The organism is Herpetosiphon gulosus (assembly GCF_039545135.1).
GTDB lineage: Bacteria > Chloroflexota > Chloroflexia > Chloroflexales > Herpetosiphonaceae > Herpetosiphon > Herpetosiphon gulosus.
This window is the reverse complement of record NZ_BAABRU010000002.1, coordinates 176,368-194,098: the sequence shown is the minus strand read 5'-3', so window position 1 is coordinate 194,098 and position 17,731 is coordinate 176,368. Positions and strand designations below refer to the sequence as shown.

Annotated in this window: 15 protein-coding genes; 4 read left to right on the top strand and 11 right to left on the bottom strand. The window is 51.7% G+C overall.

Features of this window, described 5'->3' with window-relative positions; all coding sequences use genetic code 11:
• Positions 1–14: 14 nt before the first annotated feature.
• From ABEB26_RS02895 to ABEB26_RS02880, 4 genes are all read right to left on the bottom strand, one after another.
• A complete protein-coding gene (locus ABEB26_RS02895; protein ID WP_345720441.1) occupies positions 15–2,066 on the bottom strand; it encodes an NAD(P)/FAD-dependent oxidoreductase in 2,052 nt (683 codons plus the stop codon).
• Between the two features lie 130 nt (positions 2,067–2,196).
• Positions 2,197–2,439: a hypothetical protein gene (locus tag ABEB26_RS02890; RefSeq protein ID WP_012191435.1), complete on the bottom strand. Its 243-nt coding sequence runs from the start codon at positions 2,437–2,439 to the stop codon at positions 2,197–2,199.
• Between the two features lie 34 nt (positions 2,440–2,473).
• Entirely contained in the window at positions 2,474–3,340 is an 867-nt protein-coding gene (locus ABEB26_RS02885; protein ID WP_345720440.1) for a hypothetical protein, read from the bottom strand.
• A 20-nt stretch (positions 3,341–3,360) separates the two neighbouring features.
• Positions 3,361–3,951, bottom strand: coding sequence for a hypothetical protein (locus ABEB26_RS02880; protein ID WP_345720439.1), 591 nt, complete (start codon positions 3,949–3,951; stop codon positions 3,361–3,363).
• 459 nt (positions 3,952–4,410) lie between these two features.
• Between ABEB26_RS02880 and ABEB26_RS02875 the strand changes: the two genes are divergently transcribed.
• Genes ABEB26_RS02875 through ABEB26_RS02865 form a run of 3 tightly spaced genes read left to right on the top strand, consistent with a single transcriptional unit; the run spans position 4,411 to position 7,086 of the window.
• Positions 4,411–5,394: a zinc-dependent alcohol dehydrogenase family protein gene (locus tag ABEB26_RS02875; RefSeq protein ID WP_345720438.1), complete on the top strand. Its 984-nt coding sequence runs from the start codon at positions 4,411–4,413 to the stop codon at positions 5,392–5,394.
• Between the two features lie 10 nt (positions 5,395–5,404).
• The gene (locus ABEB26_RS02870) at positions 5,405–6,568 is read left to right on the top strand and encodes a methionine aminotransferase (RefSeq protein WP_345720437.1); all 1,164 of its coding nucleotides are present in this window, start codon (positions 5,405–5,407) and stop codon (positions 6,566–6,568) included.
• Complete coding sequence (locus tag ABEB26_RS02865; protein WP_345720436.1) at positions 6,568–7,086, top strand: hypothetical protein; 519 nt, start codon at positions 6,568–6,570, stop codon at positions 7,084–7,086. Before ABEB26_RS02870 ends, ABEB26_RS02865 begins: the two co-directional genes overlap by 1 nt.
• A gap of 153 nt (positions 7,087–7,239) precedes the next feature.
• On the opposite strand, the gene malZ is transcribed toward ABEB26_RS02865, so the two are convergent.
• Positions 7,240–9,123 carry a maltodextrin glucosidase gene (gene malZ, locus ABEB26_RS02860; RefSeq protein WP_345720435.1) on the bottom strand — a complete coding sequence of 628 codons (1,884 nt, stop codon included), beginning with the start codon at positions 9,121–9,123 and terminating at the stop codon, positions 7,240–7,242.
• Positions 9,124–9,380: 257 nt separating this feature from the next.
• A complete protein-coding gene (locus tag ABEB26_RS02855) occupies positions 9,381–9,986 on the bottom strand; it encodes an MBL fold metallo-hydrolase (RefSeq protein ID WP_345720434.1) in 606 nt (201 codons plus the stop codon).
• Positions 9,987–10,108: 122 nt separating this feature from the next.
• Between ABEB26_RS02855 and ABEB26_RS02850 the strand changes: the two genes are divergently transcribed.
• Positions 10,109–11,665, top strand: a complete 1,557-nt coding sequence (locus ABEB26_RS02850) for a choice-of-anchor Q domain-containing protein (RefSeq protein ID WP_345720433.1) — start codon at positions 10,109–10,111, stop codon at positions 11,663–11,665.
• 268 nt (positions 11,666–11,933) lie between these two features.
• Here ABEB26_RS02850 and ABEB26_RS02845 read toward each other — a convergent pair whose 3' ends face one another.
• From ABEB26_RS02845 to ABEB26_RS02825, 5 genes are all read right to left on the bottom strand, one after another.
• A complete protein-coding gene (locus ABEB26_RS02845) occupies positions 11,934–13,265 on the bottom strand; it encodes a heme o synthase (protein WP_345720432.1) in 1,332 nt (443 codons plus the stop codon).
• Positions 13,266–13,545: 280 nt separating this feature from the next.
• Positions 13,546–13,923, bottom strand: a complete 378-nt coding sequence (locus ABEB26_RS02840; protein WP_345720431.1) for an FmdB family zinc ribbon protein — start codon at positions 13,921–13,923, stop codon at positions 13,546–13,548.
• Positions 13,924–13,935: 12 nt separating this feature from the next.
• On the bottom strand, positions 13,936–15,486 hold the full coding sequence (locus ABEB26_RS02835; protein WP_345720430.1) for a DUF2357 domain-containing protein: 1,551 nt from the start codon (positions 15,484–15,486) through the stop codon (positions 13,936–13,938).
• The gene (locus ABEB26_RS02830) at positions 15,474–16,328 is read right to left on the bottom strand and encodes an arsenate reductase/protein-tyrosine-phosphatase family protein (protein WP_345720429.1); all 855 of its coding nucleotides are present in this window, start codon (positions 16,326–16,328) and stop codon (positions 15,474–15,476) included. Before ABEB26_RS02830 ends, ABEB26_RS02835 begins: the two co-directional genes overlap by 13 nt.
• A 24-nt stretch (positions 16,329–16,352) precedes the next feature.
• A complete protein-coding gene (locus tag ABEB26_RS02825) occupies positions 16,353–17,699 on the bottom strand; it encodes a nickel/cobalt transporter (protein WP_345720428.1) in 1,347 nt (448 codons plus the stop codon).
• Between the last annotated feature and the right edge of the window lie 32 nt (positions 17,700–17,731).

Below are 17,731 nucleotides of genomic sequence, written 5' to 3'. Positions count from 1 at the left end.
AATCCAAAAAAGAGCTAGCCAAATTGCTTGATTGAGGGTTGTGAACCAAGCGCTTGGCTTTGATGTTCAGGGCTAGATTTGAGCCAACCCATCGCTTGCCATTCGGCATAGGCTGCATTGTACTGAAAAAGCCATGGTTTAGGCAAGCGGCCAACCAACCAAGCAGGTAGTTGCTGACCAAACTGGGCAATTAATGCTGCGCGGCTAAATCGCAGCCAATCGCCAATCCAGCGCAGCCAATCGCGCCAACCCAGCACTTGCCAAGCAACTTGCATAATTTTTGGGTAATAGGCCAGCGTGCCTAAGACCACCCGATTATAATCTTGCCATGTCATTTGATCTTGGAAGAAGCGCCGTGCGAGGTCATAGCCCAAGCGATTGAGTACATGGGCAAAGACATTTTGCAACTCATTGACATCTTGCGGGCGACCCCACGGAGTCATAAAGCGACTAAAAACCCAATTCATGCTGACATTGCTTTGGTAGGCACTGATCAAACTGAGCTGCTGAGGCGCAAGTAATGTTTGTTCAAGCGCTTGTTCGAGTAAATTGGTGGTGCGGCTTAAGTTGCGCACAAACGAGCCGAAGCCACAAAATGTCAACGGCGATTGTTGGGCTGAGGCATCGCCTAAAGCTACAACACCAGCCAAGGGCTTGGGTTTGCTCAAGGCATGACGTGCTGGAATATAGCCAAAAACCGGACGGAGATGCTGGGCATTTGCTTGAAGTTGCTTATAACTTGGCAAGAGTTCAAAGTAATCTTCAAATAAATCAAGCAGCGAATGGCGATATTTGGCCTTGGCTCCAACCTGATCATAGTAAAACACATAAACTGTTAGTTCATGCTCACGGCCTGGAAAGCCTTCCCAAATCAGTTGGCGATCAGCTTGAGTATCAGCAACGCTGATCAAAATATCGCCCAAGCTTTGGTCATGCTCCGCGCCAGTGAGCACCGTGCCAACGGTTGGGCAAATGCCAGCAAACGGTTGGCTTGCCAAGGTTAATGGTGAAGTTGCACCCATGGCATCGATCAGCAAACGGGCAGCTATCAGTTGAGGTTGATCTGCCTTGCGCACCGCGACGACCGTTTGTTGCTGTTGTGGATCGTGATAAACCTGCTCAAAACTGGTGTTATCCCAAATAATGCCGCCAGCGGCCAGAAACTGTTGGCGAGCATAATCGAGCAATGCACCAGCATCGAGCGCAATATCCAACACTTCCGGCAAGTGCAATTCGGCGGGAGCCACGGCGGAGCCAGCCGCGTGAAAGCGCACAAGCCCATCGCGATAACGCGCCATAATAATTTGATGTTCGAGGGCTTCCCACGAGATAAAGCCAGTTGCCACCAAGCGTTCAAGCTCAGCCTGCGAAATATTCCATTCGCGATGAGCGCAACCAACCTGATGGCGATCAAACACCAGCACATTTAGCCCTTTGCGGGCCATCAGCGTGGCATGAATTAAGCCCAAGCCGCCGCCAGCATACACCAAATCAACCGCCAGATCAGCATTGGGCAGTTGATCGGTCTGGCTATACGGCAAGTTAGGCAGTTGGCCGTGCTCAAATTGCTGCCAACGTTGATCGAGCGCTTGAATCCGTTGCAGTTGATCGAGCGCATTCATGGCGTGGAAAGCTTGGCATGTGCGCGGATGGCTTTGGACAAGCTGGTCGCTTGGCGAGGTTTGGGTTGACCATGCTTCGCGCCAATGTTGCAAAACGTTGGTTAATTCGTTGTGTAACCAACGGCGGCGTTGCCAATAGCGCCATAATTTAAAGGCAGTTTTGGGCCACTCAACATGCAAGGTTGCTCGAACGTGAGTGCTGGAAACACTATCTAGCAATTCGAGCACCAAATCGGCTTTGAGGTTTGGTTGAACGCTGGTTTGGGCATGCCAATGCAAGCGTTGCGAGCTATGGTTTGGCGTAATCTGCCAAGTTTGATCAGCCCAAAGCCAGCGATCAGCGATTCCTGCCCCTAGCAACCAACCTTGCCGAGCAGCGAGGGTGGCATAAATTAGGGCTGGTGCTGCCGACCATTCAATATCGATATGAGCGTAAACGTGCATAATCCCCACAATCGTGATAAAGCATTTGCTGGATTATACGTAAGCGTGGGCCAGAATGCTTTAGGGGCAAAAGCACAAACGCCGCTTTGCATTGCGAAAGCGGCGTTGATCATTCAGCTTGGGTTTGGGCCTAACCAAACTCCATCTGCATGCCTTCTTGGAAGAGATCCCAAATCAACCAACAGATTGCATCTTGATCTTCGGGATGCAAATCATCGATATAGGATTTGGTGAGCTGGATAATATCAGGGCGACTGAGCAAATAGACCCGATGCCCCATTGTGGCATAGAGCCGAATCGACAACTCGTCGGCTAGTTCAGTCAAGTCATCATCGATTAAACGTTCATCAGTCGAGTGTAAGCGACCACGCATCGGCCACCTCCAAGGGTTTGTGTTGAGTTAAAACCTAGCGTGAGTAACCGCCAGGTCGATCCATGGGCGAGCGATCCATCGAAGTGGTATTGGTTGGTTTTGTGCCAGGGTTCATGGAGGTATCCATCAAACTATCGGCCACATAATCCAAGTACCCCTTAATGTCCTCGTTATCTTCTAACGCGGCGAAAGGTGTTACGGTTCCGCTAACGGCCTTAACACTCTGAGCTAGCTCCTTCATGGTCGTGTCGATGCCGCGCACCAACCCACGCATAACCGAAGCTAGTTCCTCTTTTTCTTGGACGGTCAAATTAGCAAAACCGATCAGCGCCTTCTCTTGAGCGCGGAGCAATGTATTGCGTAAAATAGCGATATCGGCTTGGGTTTGCAACTCGTAGCGGCGCACCAAGTGAGCTTGGCGAATCTGTTCGACCAACTCTTCACTGCTAACAGGTGTCCACAACAATGCAGGAATAAAGATAAAGCCGATCAACCCGACCAAGACCTGCAACAGGGTAATGTTGCTATCCTGTACGACTGCTTGGGTTTCCCACCATTGATATTGCAAGGTAAACGAGTAGTAGACCAAGATCAAGGCACAAACCACGACCACAACATAGCCGAGCGTCCGAGCGTTAATCTTTTGCAACAGCATGCCTGCTGGCGACCAAGGGATCAAGAAGCTAACCAAGCTGGGCGGTGCTAAAACCAAAATTAATGTAAAGGAGCCAGCAATCATTTTGTTGGGTGTTAGAACGCTCTGAATGCCCCACCAATACACAGCCGATCCAACCATGGCGCATACGGCCAGCACAACCAAGAGCGTTTTCGCCGTAAACTGAAAACCCCCTCCTCGGTTGCGACGTTGACCGCGAACCATTTCTAAATACCGACTGCTCATATGTACAGTCTCCTTCTGCCCTATTGTGGCGTAATGTCGGGCGCAAGATAGACAAATGTTTCAATAACATCGCCGCTATAGCCAGCACGTCGAATCCGTTGAATCATGCTTGGTTCCAAGCTCAAGCCATAATCGACGTTAATTGTATAGGGAATAGCTAAAGCAGCTAAAGCACTCCAGCGCAATCGGAACTCGCCGCTTGCGATGAGTGGTGAACGAACCCAGCCAAGGCCAACAAACTGACCAGAGGTTGGGTCATACCACCAAAGCATGACCGTTCCAGGGGCAGCATAGGCGATTGGCTCGGCAAATTGCTGAACATCAACTTTTTGAGCCTCCCATGCGGCGTTTCCGCTTGGTGGTGGGGTTAGTACAACGGTTGGTACAGCCGAGCTTGGCTCGATTGGCTCACTCGTTGAATTAACTTGACTGGTCGGGCCTGTTTCAACGGCGGTTGGCACTTGAATTTGGGTTGGCTGCCCAGCAACAGTGGTTTGTGATGGTACGGTTGGTTGAATATTCGGGTTCGACCCATTATTAATTGTTGGGTTGGCAGCAGTTTGGGTCAAGGACTGAAGATTTAACCCACCCGGTTGGGTACAGCCTGCCATCCCTAGTGCAACGACAAAAAACCACAGCCACCGATGAACCGATGCTCGTTTAATGCGCTCTGTTGCGTACCGCCAAGCTCTGTGGAAGGTTGTCAATTGCTACCGCCATCACTATCCAAATGTGGGCTGATATTATGCCCTGCTCATGATGTACACACACATTAATTGAGGTGTCGCGAGCATGTGCAGATGAACATAATTATCAATGCCGCGCATTGAAATTATACTACAAGTTGGCTTAGCTTTTGTCAATGTTTTATTAGTCCTCTATTAGCGTATCCCTATGGGGGGAATTGGCCATTCCAATGGGCTATTTTAGTAGCTTGCTGGCCTTGATCGTGCTTTAGTGCAGCATGCTACAACGGCCTGCAACTCCTAGATATTGATTGACATGTCACCCCATGGGGGAGTACGATATGCTTTAGCACGCCGATGTGTGTTTTATGCCAAAGGGATGCCATGAAAGCGATTGAGTTTCATGAATTTGGAGCCTTGGCAGATGTGTTGCAGTTGGTCGAACAACCAACCCCAACCGCTGGCGCTGGCGAGGTTTTAGTCCGCCTAACCGCTCGGTCAATCAATCCATCTGATGTCTACACCATCCAAGGGACGTATGGGGTGCGCCCAAGCTTGCCAGCTGTCCCTGGTAATGAGGCCGCCGGGGTGATCGAGGCGCTCGGCGAGGGCGTTACTGGCTGGTCGGTTGGCGATCGGGTCATCTTGATGCTCGGTGCGGTTGGTACTGCTGGCACATGGCGCGAGTATGCGGTGGTCAAACCGCAGTTTTTAGTGCCAACTCCGGCTGCGCTCAGCGATGCCCAAGCAGCTTGTACCTGGGTTAATTATTTGACCGCTTGGATTATGAGCGATGAGTTGCAGTTGCAGCCCGACGAGCCTGTGCTAGTAACCGCTGGCGCTTCGCACTTGGGCCGTGCTATGTTGCAATTGGCAGCAGTGCGCGGCTTCAAAGTGGTGGCAACGGTGCGCAAACCTGAGCAAGCCCAAGCGTTGCTTGATGCTGGTGCGCTCGGCGTAATCACGTTGCCTGGCGACGATTTAGCTAAACGTTGGAAGGACATTACGGGACAAAAAGGCATTGGTAAGGCTATTGATGCGGTGGCTGGCGAAACTGGCACAGCCGTCGTCAATGCCTTAGCGGCTTATGGTCAATTAATTATTTATGGTTTGTTGAGCGGCGAGCCGATTCAAGTTGATGGCCGGATTGTGTTTAGCGAGGCGACAATTCGCGGTTTTTGGCTGGGCCGCTGGCTCAACCGCCAAACCCCCCAAGCAATTGGCACATTGATCGCTGAAGTCAGCGCAATGTTTGCTGATGGTCGTTTAGCGCCCCATGTTGATACCACCGTTGCGCTTGATGATCTCGCTGGAATTGTGCGCGTGGCCACTGAAGGCGGCGCTGGTAAAGTTGTGATTACAGGCTAGGAGGCTCGTTGTGCATCCCAAATCCGCCAATCGCTTAGCTGGCTTTGGTACATCAATTTTTAGTGAAATTAGTGCTTTGGCTGCGCGTTATCAAGCGATTAATCTCGGCCAAGGCTTTCCTGATTTTGCTGGCCCAGCATTTTTAAAAGATGCTGCTTGTAGTGCTATCAACGCTGATCTCAATCAATATGCGCCAAGCACTGGCTTGCCAACTTTGCGAGCGGCGATTGCGCGGACATGGGAACGCCATAGCAAGGTTTCGGTTGACCCCGATGCTGAAATTACCGTCACTAGCGGAGCAACTGAGGCCATGTTTGCCACGATTATGGCGTTGATCAACCCTGGCGATGAGGTTTTGATTTTCGAGCCGTTCTACGATTCGTATCCGCCGAATGTGCTGATGGCGGGCGGCATACCACGCTATATTCGCTTGCACGAACCACGTTGGGAGGTAGATTTTGCCCAAGTTCGCGCCGCAATTACCCCCCAAACCAAGGCGATTATTTTGAACACGCCGCATAATCCGACGGGCAAGGTTTGGTCACGCACCGAGCTGAGCCAGTTGGCGGCGATTGCAATTGAGCATGATCTCTTGGTGATCAGCGATGAAGTCTATGATCGTTTGGTGTTTGAAGATTATCAGCATTGCTCGATTGCCACCTTGCCTGACATGTGGGAGCGCACGGTTACGATTAGCAGCACTGGCAAAACATTTAGCGTCACAGGCTGGAAAATTGGCTATGCAATTGCGCCAAATTCGCTAACTGAGGCGATTCGACGGGTGCATCAATTTGTGACCTTTGCTAGCGCCACGCCCTTGCAAGCGGCAGCAGTAGTTGGCTTGAATGCAGGCGAACCCTACGAACGCCAATTATTGCAATTTTATAATGCCCGCCGCGAGCAATTGGTCAAGGTCTTGCGTGATGCTGGATTGTATGTGTTGCCGCCGCAAGGCACCTATTTCGTGATGGCCGATATTCGCGATTTAGGCTGGGATAATGATGCCGAATTTTGCCGCTATCTGATTAGCGAAATTGGCGTGGCGGCGATTCCACCCTCAGCGTTTTACCACGATGGCTATCAATCGGGGATGGTGCGCTTTTGCTTTGCCAAAAAGCCCGAAACAATTGCTGCCGCTGCCGAAAAACTCAAGCAACTAGGGAGCCGAAGCTGATGCGTTTTCCAAAATCTCAAGCGCTACAGCTGCATGCGTGCTTCGAAGAATTGATACCTGGCCGCATGCATACGAGCGGCCAACGCTTCTTGCCCTTGATTGTGCTCGGTTTCAAGCAAGTTCGGCTAGGGGTAGTTGATCGGCATAATCATGTCAATCATGCTCACGCTGGGCGATATGGAATGGCACGATTGGTATTTCAACTGAGCCGTGTCGCTTTGCAGCCCGCTGATACCCAACGTATGGGGATTGAGCCAGAGGTTGGCAATGGTTTGAGCACCATGCCCTTGGCTTATGGCTGCGTCCAAGATTTGATTACCTGGGAGCGACGCGACGATTTGGGCTATGCAGTCAGCTATGTTGAGGCAATTATTGCAGTCGGCGTTGGCAGTATTGGCTTGCGCACCACATTAACTGGCCCGAATGTAGCCAAATTGCCCAACGAGCAGCTGCAAACTGGCGATTGGGTTGTGCTGAGCAATTCACGCATCGATATTTTGGGCTTTGAGCCTGATTAGCATAGGAATCAGAGGTAGGGGTAAGGCTTGGAACTACGAAGAACGCGAAGGAGCATTGGCTCTAGGTTATTGGCTTTTGAACGAGAGAATCAAATGGAGCTAACGAATCTCTAATAGCCTAGAGCTCTGGGTTCTGCACCTCTGCTCTAAGGTTCATCCCTCATAATTCCCTTCTGCCTTAGGCTGCTGCATTCGCCACAAACTGGCGCTGATGCCAGTTTGTGGCAAAACCAATACCCCAGCCTGAATCGCAATTTCAGTTGGGCCAGCAACTAGAACAAAACTTGTCCCATCAGCCAGTCCAGTTGCGAGCATCGGAATTGGTGGAATATTGGTGGCAGCCCGCTGGGCAACAATCAACAAACACTCATCAGCACTGCGCCGCATAAAGGCCACTGTATCACCTTCGGCGAGCAATAATTGAAATCCACCAACGCTCAAAGCGCTCGAACTGCGGCGGAGTCCAATCAGCGAACGATAAAACCCTAAAAGATCGTGATTCCAAGCCTGTGCATCCCATGGCATACAGCCGCGACACTCAGGATCGCCGCCGCCTTGCAAGCCCACTTCATCGCCATAATAAATGCAAGGCACGCCCGGAAAGGTCATTTGCAGCGTAACCGCAACTTGATGCAAAGCCAGATCACCACCAACAATCGTCAACAAGCGTGGTGTATCGTGCGAATCGAGCAGATTGAATTGTTGCAAAGCGACTTGCCATGGAATCACCGCCAAGAAGGCTCGCCATTGCTCGCCCAAGGCTTCAGTCGGCAATAATGCCCGATCTTCCCAAACGAGATTCCAAACCGAAGCCATATCGAAGCCAACCAACCATTGCAAAGTGGGGAAGGTAAAACCACGATAGTTCATGCTGGCATCAAGTTCATCGCCTTGAAGATGATTCGTGCCATCATAGAAGTGCTCGCCGAGCAAATAGGCCTCGGGAGCTTCGGCCTTCACGGCGCGGCGCAGTGCGCGGCCAATTTTATGCCCCAGCTGGCTCGAACCTTGGCGAGCTAACATATTGGCTACATCAATCCGCCAGCCATCGATCGCATACGGTTGGCGTAACCAATGGCGGATAATCGCCTGTTCGCTGCCATAAATTGCTTGGCGCAAGCCATGGCTGGTGTAATTGAGTTTGGGCAATGAGCGATGGCCTAGCCACGATTCATACTCGTTGGGGTGTTGCTTCCATGAAAAATAATCAGCGGTAGGCGCGTTGACATCGGCTTGAGCCGCCGTAAACCAATGATGAGTGTAGCCACAGTGATTGAGCACAATATCCAGCATCAATTTCATCTGGTAGCGTTGGGTTGCTTGGCGCAATTCGGCTAAGGCTGCCTCACCACCAAAATGCTGATCGATTTGTAGATAATCGGCGGTATCGTATTTGTGATTTGAGGGCGCAGTAAAAATCGGCGTAAGGTACAGCGCATTAATCCCTAGCTGCTCAAGATAATCAAGCTTTTGGCTGATACCTTGTAAATCGCCGCCGAAAAACTCGATGCCACCTGTGGCTTTCTGAGGAGCCTCGCCCCATTGGCGTGCGATGGTAGGCCTGCCATAAACGGTATATTCGCCATCAACCACATTATTGCTTGGCTCGCCATCACAAAAGCGATCAGGGAAAATTTGATAGAACACTGCTGAATGCACCCATGTCGGGGCATGATAATCGGCCAACAGTTTAAAATCGGTCGCATCGGTTGGGGTTGAACGTTGCATACCTGCCGCCGAAAGCCACCAGCCACCGTGCTCGGTCATCAGCCAAAAGCGATAGCCAGTACGCGGCATCGAGAGCGTAATTTGGCCTTGCCACCATTGAAGCGTTTCAGTCCGTTCGGCTGGTTGCATCGCCACAAACGTTTGCTCGCCATCGGGACAGATGCGAATAAAGGCTTGGGTAATTGGCGAATCCAGCGGCGTTCGCAAGCGCATAGTTACTTGTTGACCAAGGTGATAGGGCTGGCTTGGTTGAAGGTACAGCGCCGACCCATCATGGTGCACAGCGCTTGTCCAAGTTGGATAGTGCATTGGTGTTTCTCGTTGTTACTAGAGGGATCAGGGAGTCAGGGACTAGGGGCCAGAAGTTTATAGAACAGAACTAGAGGTCAGGGACTAGGGGCTAGGGATCAGGTCGCCAATATGGTTCTTAATTAACTGACTCCTGATCGCTGACCCCTGACCCTCATACTTTGTGCTCTTTGGGTTCTTCGTGATTTCAAAAGGAGCTAATTCCTGATCGCTGACCCCTGACCCTGACCCCTAGCCCCTGATCCCTGATCCCTCGCTTACCACTCCGCGTCGCCGAAGAACTCGCCATGTTCGAGGGCTAGAAAGGCTTCGATCTTGGGACGAATTGAGCCTAAGCTAAATTCTGGGCCATGGCCAGCATAACAAATTCGTTGCTCTTCCCAAGTTAAGATGGTGTTACGCAGGGTTTGCAGGCTGGTTTGAAAATCGGCAGCCGACCAGGTGCGGCCTGGCCCACCTGCAAACAAGGTATCACCGACAATCGCAATCGGGCTAGCATCGACCAAAAAACTGACCATATCGCCAGTATGGCCAGGCGTGTAGATAGCCTTAACCGTATGTTCGCCAATCGTCAAAATCTGGCCATCGCTGATCCCAGCATCAAGTGGCACGGGCCGAGTTTGTGGCCCAGGATGGCCGAGGACTGGCACATTTAGGCGTTGGCGCATGCTGGCAACTTCGCCGATATGATCGTTATGGGTGTGGGTGAGCCAAATCGCAATTGGCGTGGTGGTGTTGAGCATCGCCTGTAATCGTGCAGGATCGGCTCCTGGGTCAATCAACACGCTTTGGTTGGTATGTGGGCAAACCAAGGCATAACTGTTCATGGGCCATGGCCCAACGGCACGCTGTCGAATTTCCATTGATTCATTCCTCCTTGTTGCATTATAAATTCAATTTGCCCAAAAGCCGCTAGGCTGGCCCACATTTGCTGCCATGCGCTATCATAAGCCATCGTATTAATCATTATTTAAGGAGTAGTTCGATGGCATTTTTGATTGGGCGCATGCTCTTGGTGCTTGGTTTGCTAGCCAGTATTTGGCCTAAGTCAACCCTTGCTAGTATTACGTTGGTCGATTGCAATGCGACAGCAGTCAGCACGGCAATTAGTGCTGGCGGTGTGGTCAACATCAATTGCAGCAGCCCCACCGTATTGACCTTTGGCAGCGAATTGGTGCTGAACCAAGCAACCGAAATCAATGGCAATAGCAATGCAATTTTCGATGGTCAGAATACGCGGCGATTGCTGCGCAGCGCCAATAATCTCAAAATTACGTTGCGCAACCTAACGATTCGCAATGGCCGCACAAACGATCAAGGCGCAGGCATCAAGGTTGGCTTTTGGAACACACTGAGCATTAGCAATGTGCGCTTTGAAAACAACCAAGCTACCAAAGATACGGCTGCTTGCGATGGCGGCGGGGCAATTTTTATTGGCGGTGGCAGCAGCGCCACGATCGATCGCAGCACCTTCATCAACAATCGCGCCAATAACGGCGGGGCAATCAACAGTTTGCGCACCAATTTGATGGTGAGCAATAGCACGTTCGAGCAAAATAGCGCCATACATACGGCAGCAATCAATCAACAGGGCGATTGTGGTGGCGGCGGGGCAATTTATATCGACGGCACGCGCATGCCCAACGATGGCGGCCCCGACGGGATTGTGCTGCTCAATAATAGCTATACCAGTAACACCAGCAATAACCATGGCGGGGCGATCTTCATTGGCTTATATAGCAACGAAACCGTCACGATCGAGCGCTCAAGTTTTAGCAACAACAGTGTGACTTACGCAACATCAGCCGATTGGTCGGGCACAGGCGGAGCAATTTGGTATGGCTTTGCTGCTGGCGGTGTCACCAACGAACGGCTATTTATCAACAACTCAACCCTCGAAGGCAATAAAGCCATCGGCCAAGGCGGCGGTTTGTGGGTCGATGCGCCTGCCACAATTCGCAACACCACCTTTTATGCCAATGATGCCACCGATCCGCGCAGCTATCCCAGTGAAGAGCAGTGGAAAAAAGGCAATGGCGGGGCGTTGGCGGTCAATAATGATGCAGCAGTTGATATTACCAATGCAACCTTTGCGAACAATCATGCTGGCTTCAATGGCGGGGCGATTGCTGGCCAAACCATCACAATCCGCAACACGCTGTTCTACAATAACACTACCGATTGGTCGATTAAGATTATGCAGCATTGCACCAATGCGCTAACCGATGGCGGCCATAATCTGCAATATCCGCCCAAAAATCCCAACCCCAATTATGGGAATGAAACCAACTGCACCAGCAACATGCGCACACCAGAGTTAACGCTGAGCAACATTGCCAATAACGGTGGCCCAACGCGTACCACCGCCTTGCCTGCTGGTAGTCCCGCGATCAATACTGGCAATCCTGCAACCTGTAGTGCCCTCGATCAGCGCGGTTACACGCGAGCTGGGGCTTGTGATGTTGGAGCATATGAATACAACGGCACAGTATTTAGCCCAAGCCATAGCATTTATATTCCTTTAGCTCGCAAACCCAATTAAAAGCAAAACCTCGCTTGGCAGCCTGAACGCCAAGCGGGGTTTGTTTGATCGAGCAGTAATGCCTTCGGGGTAGGTTTTAAAGCACTCCGTTCCGATCCACCAATCTCCTAGTTCATCGATGAATGCCTGCCTACCACCATGCGTCCTTGAGGGGGTGCAGGGGGATTAAAGCCCACTGCGTCTCCCGCCTTGAGGCGGGACGGAAGGGTGGTGATCTTCAATCATTGTTAAGAATCTATCTACCCTTGACAGCTCATCCTCTAAGGCTTTAGCCAAGCAAGGCGCGGTCGATGCCCATAGCCACAAAAAGCAGTGCCAGATACAGCAACGAATAGCGATAGAGCTTCCAAGCGGCAGCATGCGAATGGTCGCGCATCATATTGGCAGCGTAATACAAGAAGATTGCCCCCAGCACCATGGCCAAGCCAAGGTAGAGCAAACCAACTACTTGCAACGACACCAACATAAACGAAAGCGCAATCATAATAAAGGTGTAGAGCACAATTTGGCGGCGGGTTTCAGCTTCGCCCTTGACCACAGGCAACATCGGCACGCCAGCTTTAGCATAATCTTCGCGGCGAATAATTGCCAAAGCCCAAAAGTGCGGTGGTGTCCAGTAGAACACAATCGCAAATAGAAACACAGCGGGCAACCACTTAATTGGGCTATCGACAAATAAATTAATATCAGTGCCAGCAGCCCAGCCCACCATTGGGGGAATTGCCCCAGCAGCGCCGCCGATCACGATATTTTGCACCGTCGTGCGTTTCAGCCACATGGTATAAATCACCACATAGTAGAAAATACCGCTAACCGCCAAAATTGCCGTTAACAAATTAACTGGCAAGAGCACCAAAAACGACAACACGCTGAGGGTCAGGCCAAAGCCCAAGACTTCCCATTGGGTCAGGCGATTATTGGGTAACGGGCGCTTTTTGGTGCGGCTCATCACTGCATCAATATCGCGATCGTAGAACATATTGATCGCGTTGGCCCCACCAGCTGCCAACGTACCGCCAAGTAAGGTCAAAACGACGATATAGAATTTGGGCCATTCGCCGCCATTAGCCAAATACATCGGAATCAAGGTCGTCAGCAATAGCAACGAGATAATCCGAAACTTCATCAACACCCGAAAATCGGCCAATTTGCTGTTGGTTTGGGCTTTGGGTGTGCTGATATCGCTGTTGTAGGCCATGTAGGCGACTAAACCTGTGACGATGGTCGTAGCAACCGAACATGCCAAATTGGCCCAACCGACCCAATCGGCGTAGGTTGTATTGACCAAGGCGATTACCGCGATGCCGAGCGGTTGGGCTAGCCACGTGAGCCATTGAATTGGCCGATGAGCGGCGCGTGATGAGCCAACCAACGAGACCAAACCCAGCAAGGCGGTCAGCAACAACCAGGCAAACAAGACCGGAGCCAGCGTATGCTGTGGACTCAAAACCCACCACAGGCTATTGATGGTTGTTAAAGCACTAAAAACCGCCGTCAGCGCCGCCGTTGGGCGGAACGAATCGCGAGGTTTGGCAGGCAAGCGTTCGCTGATCGCCGCGCTAACCTCATTTTGTTGTTCAGGGGTGGCAAGAGCCGGCATAGGCCTCGGTTCCTTTGTACGCACTAACAAACAGGCCGTTCAGGTCGAACGGCTGATCACTATGATAGCATTGTTTGATTATGTTCTCTCAAAGATATAGCATAGCCAATTGGCAGTGTCAAACGCCAAACGCAGTTTAGGGATCAGGGGTTTGTTGTCGGGGGGCAAAACGAGTCTAATCGCGAAGAACGCGAGTTTTTGCCACCGATTTATTTAATTATCCTGCTATCTAGATCCTGACCCCTGATCCCAACCCTTATGTTCTGTGTTCTTTGCTCTTCTAGCCCCAGCCCAAATCGTTGCTGGCAGGGCCGCCGGTTTGATTATCGCCCTCGCCGCCCATTTCTTCGTCGATCATCTGATCGACCATCTCATTCCAATCGCCACCGAGATCGTCGCCCAATTCGCGGCCCATTTTCTTGGCCCAACGGGCAACTGAGCGTGGATCGTTTTCATCGAGATCGTTAAACATCGACGAATCGGCCATGGCATCCAAACGGGCATCTTCGCTACGCACTACCGCAACCCGTGAGATCGCTCGCCGTACCGCTTGGCTCGAACAGCGTGGGCAGTGCAAATCGCTCGGATCGCTAAAACCGCGCACCAAGCGAGCAAAACGCCCTTGGCATTCCGAACAAACATATTCATAGACTGGCATGAGTGACTTCCTTTATTGATCAAGCTGGCTGAGCCAATGCTCCAACCAGATTTTTAGCTGATTAAGCTGATTAGGAATCAGGCCAATCGCGGCGATTGAGCCAAATTCTTCCAGCGTGTTTGCTTGCGGATAAAGAATTGCCGCCGCCAACACACATGGCTGACCATTGTAGCCTAAGCTGCCACGATAGGCATAGACATCATCGAGTGCACTTTGCGGAACCCGCTGGTCAGGCGCTCGGCGATATTTGGCATCAAGCACCAACACATGCTTGGCGTTGGTTGTTGTGGTTTGTAACACCAAATCGGGAATGCGCAGATATCGATCAAGGCTATAAAAACCATCAGGATCAGGCTGGGCGCTAAATCGCGCTTGGTAGCGCAAATCCCATAGTTGCGAGCCGATCCGCACACTCAATAATGGTGATGTTGAGTTCAAATCAAGCACCCAACGTTCACGCTGAGGGTTATCGATTAGCAGCTGTTGAGCTTCAACCTGGCCTAATTCAGTTAAAACCTGGGCGACAGCTAGCGCACACCATTGCTCATAGAGGGTTGGTACATCGGCCAATGGCAAGGCCAAACTGCCAACTTCTAAGGTGAGCAACGGTTGTTCATGCAAACTTCGCGCCAACTGACGAATCGGTCGGTAACGCGCATCACGGTTGATCAACTGGCTTTGAACTGGCTGCTGGCGAGCTTTCAAACCAGCCAAGGGTGCTGCTTGACGCAATTGGCGCAAAGCCGTCAGTTGTTGCTCAATTATTGCCTGAATACTGGTTAAATCAAGCTGGCGTTGTTCGCTAGCAAGGCGGCGCAAATTGCGCAAACGCCGCTCAATTTGCTGAATCAAACCAACCAACCAGCGATGCTCTGGCAAATCGAATGAAGCTTGGGCATGCTCAGCCTGCACCTGCTCTGGCACAAGGCCATACGGTTCGAGCACTTGATAACGCTCGCTAGGCTGGGTCAATTGATCAAGCTTAAATTGCTGGGCCGCGCCCAAATCAGTGGTTTGGGATTGGCGTTCGAGCGTCGTTTTGGCCTGACGCTGCAAGCCGCGCACAATCTGGCTCGCTTGCTGGCTACTTTGGTTAATCAAGGTCAGTGCTTCTAAAAATGGGCTAGGATCATGCGGTAGCAACGGCACTAAGACTGCTTGGGCAAAGCTAGGGCTGGCAATCCGCAAGGCGAGCGAGCGAGCCAACGAGCTAAGATCGCTCAATAAGGCTCGCCACAATTCAAGATCAAGCAAATGCGGCTGAAGTTCAAATTGAAACTGCTGCTGCTGAATTTCGCCATCAGCCCATTCAATCTGCAACCTGCCATAGACTGTGCCAGCCTGACCACGCGGCAGCCATGCCCAACGCCAAGTTGGGTCGAATGGGCTAATTTGCGGCACACCCAAATCATCAGCCCCAATCGACAACTCAGCATGGCGCACGTTAGCTTGAGCAGGGCATGCTAAATTGACCACGGCCCACTCATTCCAAGCGTTCGCAGTTAATTGCACCGCCGTTTGGCTATCGATACCATTAATTGTTAGTGGAATTAACTCTGCCACCGCCCAATTGCTCCTGCTAAGCCCGCCAGATCTTGAGGATCGAGGGTTTGGGCCACTCGCCCAACAATTTCGCGCAGAATGGCTAGTTGATTCGGATTGAGTGGATCGCTACCATTGCCGAGCACCCCGCCAAGCATCGCCAACGCCGCAGGCCGTAGATCGCTCGGGCCAGTACTGGCAGCGAGATAATTGGCAAACTGTTGCATGGCCTCGCGTAAACTATTCCGCGCTTTGCCCCAATCGATCACTTCGGGGATGCCAGCAATGCCAAAGGCCAAAATATGCAAACGCCGATAGGCCGGATGCACCTCCGAACCAAGCTCAACTGGAATAACAAGCGCTTGAACGACAGGCTCCACCAGCGGCACTTGGCTGATTGGCTCGATTGGTTGGCCTTGGCAATAGGCAATAATTTTGTTCAGCGCTACTTTTAATTGATGCTCAAGCTCACGGCCATAAATCAACCATGCATCAAGGGTCATCCGAAATGGATCAAGCACCTCGCGCGGGGTTTCGGCCAAATCGGGCAGCACTTGCCAACGCCCGTTGGGGTATTGCAACTCCAAAGCGCGGCCAACCCCCCGATCAACTGCCAATAATAAATCGGCTTGTAGGGCAAGATCAGCGCTCAGCGAGCGGGCAGTATGCGCTGGTGGCGTAGCGCTCAAATGCTCCAAGGCCATACGAGCTTCTGGTTGCCATGTATCGCCATCGTGGCCCAACACTCCAGCGGATTCAATTTGCCAAGTTGGGTACGTTTCGAGCAACAAGCGGCGTAATAGCACCGCACCCATCGGAGCACGTCCGGTATCAGCTCCCCCAACGACCACAATCAACGCCATGCGCTGCTCCTGATTGCTAGAAATTCAGATTGTTTGAAGCATAAGCCCAATTCCAAGGATTGTCACCACACCAGCACTGGCGATTGGCAACCAACGCAGCCAAGGGGCATCGGGCTGGCTAGTTTTGATCAGGCGCGAGCCAAGCGTCACCAGCACAATCCCAATGCCAATTAATACAGCTGCCAAGCCTGCACTAAACGCCACAATCATCGCCAAGCCGAGGCCAATCCGGCCAAGCGTCGCTGCCACAATCATAATCACCAAGGCTTCAGGGCATGGTACAAGCCCACCCGAAATGCCCAAGCCCAGTAGTTTGCGGTTGCTTACATGGCTATGGCCTGCGCCAGCATCAGTATGGCTATGAAACAAGCCACCATGGGCATGGCCTTGGTTGCCAGAACGTAGCGCTTGCAGCCGTTCCCAGAGCATGCGTAACCCCAAACCAGCTACCAAAACTCCCGAAACAAGCGTCAGAATTGGGATAAAGCGCTCAGGCGTAGCCCAAGCACTGAACAGCAACATCAAGCCGCCCAGCGCAAAAACACTGGCAGTATGGGTCAGCGTAACAATTGCGCCCAGCAAGGTCGCTTGTTGAATCGTGCCGCGTGAGCCGACCAAATAGGCCGCGACCAAGGTTTTGCCATGGCCAGGTTGCAAGGCATGAACCGCGCCAAAGCCAAAGGCCAACCCCAGCGTGGCCGCGATCAAGCCAAACGAACTATCGCCAGTTTGCAAACGGGCCACGAGGCTTGAACTCGGTTGTTGTGGGGCGCTTGGTTCAGCAGTTGGCAAGGCAATCGCCCCATCACTGCGAAAACTGCTGGGCCATTTGATTGGAAACTCAGCACTATGTAAATCCATGGTGCTGGCTTCTTGGGCCACAATTCCTGCCCGCCCACGGGTTTTGCTCCAATCGACAACACTAATATCGTGGTAATTATTCGATTTTAGGCTGAGTTGATATTCACCTGTAGCGATGGGGCCAAGCGCTGCTTGCACCGTCCAAGTCAAATTCGTCGCATTCGAGCCAATAAAATCGGCCTTGGTGGTCGGAAATTCACTGACTTCATACAGGGTTAATGGGAGTGATTGGTGATCGAACGCCAGTTCCAGATTGCGATTAAATTCAGCACACCAACGCTCAATTTCAGCTTGATCCAGCGTTTGCGAACGATCAGTATCCAAATGCTCCCACAAACGCGGCGTAATCAGCGGGCCAGCAATCAAGTGCACCGTCAGCACAATTTGAGTTGGCTGAATCTGTACCCGCATATCTTGAAAAAGCTGATCGAGGCTGTGAGCTTGAGCCATTTGTGGTTGGCTGGCAAATAGTAGTAGCAGCAGCCAGCATGCGCATAAACAACGTTTCATAGTCGCATGATAACAAATTAACGCTGAATGCT